The following is a 2,936-nucleotide window of genomic DNA, read 5'->3' as shown; positions in this document are numbered from 1 at the left end:
CGACATTGCCCGCGGCCACCGTCTGGCCCGCCGCCGGTTCGGCCCGGACCAGAGCCGGCGCGGCCAACGCCCCCGCCATTCCCCCCGCGCATACAGGATGGCGGCAAGGGCCAGCATGCGCGGCATTGTGGAAAAGGACACGGGCAGGCACCTCCGGCACTGATGGAACTGGGGTGTGTATTCCCCAGATACACGCAGGGCGGCAAGACCCGCGTCCCGCCGCCCTGCCGTGCGCGTTCCGAAACGGACAGGCCGTGTCAGATATAGTGTTCCTCAAGCGGCCGAAGGCCGTTGAACCCGGTCGAGCAGTAGGTGGACACGTACGCCCCGGTGGAGAGCAGTTCGATCCGGTCCCCCGACTCCAGGCCAAGCGGCAGGGCGTAAGGGGTCTTTTCGTACATGATGTCCGCGCCATCGCAGGTGGGACCGGCAATGGCGACCGGGCCGGTTTCCATGCCGTCATGCGCGGTGCGGATGCCATAGCGGATGGCTTCGCCCTCGGTCTCGGCCAGACCGCCGAAACGGCCGATGTCCAGATAGACCCAGCGCACCCCGTCATCGATGCCACGGCGGCTGACCAGCACCACCTCGGACGAGACCACGCCCGCATCCCCCACGATGAAGCGTCCCGGCTCGACAATCATTTCCGGCAGGTCATTGCCGAAATGCTCGGTCATCGCGTGGCTGATCGCCAGCGCGAAACGGTCGATTCCCGGCACGTCGTCACGGTAGCGGATGGGGAACCCACCGCCCAGATTGACCATGCGCAGGTCCAGCCCCGCCGCCTTCAGGTCGGTAAACAGCATGCCCACGCGGGCGATCGCCGCCTCGTACGCGCCGGTCGCCGTCTGCTGGCTGCCGACGTGGAAGGACAGGCCATAAGGGTCCAGCCCCAGGTCACGCGCGCGCAGCATAAGGTCGCGCGCATTGTCCAGCGTGGTACCGAACTTGCGTGACAGCGGCCAGTCAGCGCCCTCGTTCTCCACGATCAGGCGGCAGTAGACCCGTGATCCGGGGGCATGGCGCGCCAGCTTGTCCAGCTCTTCCGCGCAGTCGAAGGCGAACATGTCCACCCCGGCTTCATGCGCCCGCGCAATGGCGGAGGCTTTCTTGACCGTATTGCCAAACGAGACATCCGCCGGGCGGGCGCCCGCGTCGAGGCACATGGAAATCTCTTCCCACGAGGCGGCGTCGAACGCCGAACCCAGACCCACCAGGCGGGTCAGGATCTCACGGGCGGGATTGGCCTTGACCGCATAATAGATGCGGGCGAGCGGCAGGGCCTCGCGCAGGGCGCGATAGCGTTCTTCCACCCGGTCCACATCAACGACAAGGCAAGGCGTAGCAGGAGACTGCTCAACCAGATAACGAGCGATTTTGGGAGTCATCGCACCCAAATCCCTTCTGTACTGCCGCCCGATGGATACAATTCTGGAATTGCACAAACGGACAGATGTTGCGAAACGGTCTAACGGACCAGCGACCAATAAGGACCCCCGCCTGCGCGGCGGCCCGATTGCCAGAACGCTTGACGTCGTTGCGTAACCTCAGAGGGCCAGTGGCACGTGCGTTGTTGCGTAGGGAGCGCATATGCGGACAATACGCGCGTGACGCAACAGAAAAATCATCCCTATGAAAGGTTTTTTCATTTAGGATGCGCCCATCGTGGCACAATCCCCACACGTCGGCCCGCCCGTCGGCCCGTGCCCGCCACCAACACCATACAGGACACGATGCCCGCATTGGCTGGATCATCCTCTACCCGGATCGACATGACGGACATGCCCCCGCAAGCCCCGCCGCTGCCCGATTTTTCCATGCAGCAGGTCAGGAAGGTGCTGCGCCAGGTCGCCCGTAACATCATATCCGACCAGATCACGCTGGCGGCGGCGGGCTGCGCGTTCTACGCCACCCTTTCGCTGTTTCCGGCCATGAGCACGCTCATCTCCCTGTACGGCCTGCTGTTCGATCCCCAGACGGTGGAACCCCAGCTTGTGGTGCTGCGCAACCTGCTGCCGCCTTCCGCCTATGACGTGATCGGCGCGCGCATCCACCTGCTGGTGGCGGAATCGCATTCCTCGCTCACGCTGAACCTGATCATATCGACCACCATCGCCACGTGGTCGGCCTCGGCGGCGACACGTTCGCTGATCATGGCGATGAACGTGGCCTACAACACACCGGAAACCCGCAGTTTCGTGCGCTTCCAGGCCATGGGCATGGCGCTGACGTTCTGTTCCATCTGCGGGGGGATCCTGACCCTTGCGCTCATGGTGGCGTTGCCGTTCCTGCTGGATTACCTGCCGCAGCGGCTGGAAGTCGCCCCGCCGCGCGGTTCGGTGGAACTGTTGGTGCGCATGGGGGGGCCGGCACTCATGCTCCTGTTCGTGCTGTCCCTGTGTTCCGTGCTGTACCGCTTCGGCCCCAACCGGCCCCATACGTACTGGCGCTGCGTCCTGCCCGGTTCGGTCGGGGCGACGATGCTATGGCTGATCTGCTCGACCGGATTTTCCTATTACGTCAGCCACCTGTCAGGGTACAGCGTCACCTACGGGCCGCTGGGCGCGTTCATCGCCATCATGATGTGGTTCTACGTTTCGGCCTATGTCGTGCTGCTGGGCGCGGAACTGAACGCGGGGCTGGAAATCGAGATGGACCTGCGCTGCGCACCGGACAAGACGATGGAAGGCTGGACCAAGCACCAGCATTTCTGAAGGGCGGTACGGCACAGCGGGGCCGGTACCGTGCAAACGGCATCAGCGCGGGGCGCTGGCGACCTCGTCTTCCTCATGCGCGGGTTCGATATCGACCGTCGTCGCACCAGCGGACAGGATGCCCAGGCGGCGCGCGGCCTCCGCCGAGAGGTCGATGATGCGATGGCCGTAATAAGGCCCCCGGTCATTGACCGTCACCACCACCGAACGCCCGGTCCGGCG

Annotated in this window: 3 protein-coding genes; 1 reads left to right on the top strand and 2 read right to left on the bottom strand. The window is 64.6% G+C overall.

What is annotated here, in order from left to right:
* Window positions 1-257: 257 nt before the first annotated feature.
* Window positions 258-1,388: a type III PLP-dependent enzyme gene (locus JCM25156_RS12655; protein WP_025813368.1), complete on the bottom strand. Its 1,131-nt coding sequence runs from the start codon at window positions 1,386-1,388 to the stop codon at window positions 258-260.
* Between the two features lie 393 nt (window positions 1,389-1,781).
* On the opposite strand from JCM25156_RS12655, the gene JCM25156_RS12650 reads away from it, so the two are divergent.
* Entirely contained in the window at window positions 1,782-2,714 is a 933-nt protein-coding gene (locus JCM25156_RS12650; RefSeq protein WP_407637123.1) for a YihY/virulence factor BrkB family protein, read from the top strand.
* A 42-nt stretch (window positions 2,715-2,756) separates the two neighbouring features.
* Here JCM25156_RS12650 and JCM25156_RS12645 read toward each other — a convergent pair.
* On the bottom strand, window positions 2,757-2,936 hold a 180-nt coding region (locus JCM25156_RS12645; protein ID WP_025813365.1), incomplete at its 5' end, for a septal ring lytic transglycosylase RlpA family protein.

The sequence above is a fragment of the Komagataeibacter kakiaceti JCM 25156 genome, assembly GCF_000613305.1.
This window is presented reverse-complemented; position numbering and strand designations above follow the sequence as displayed.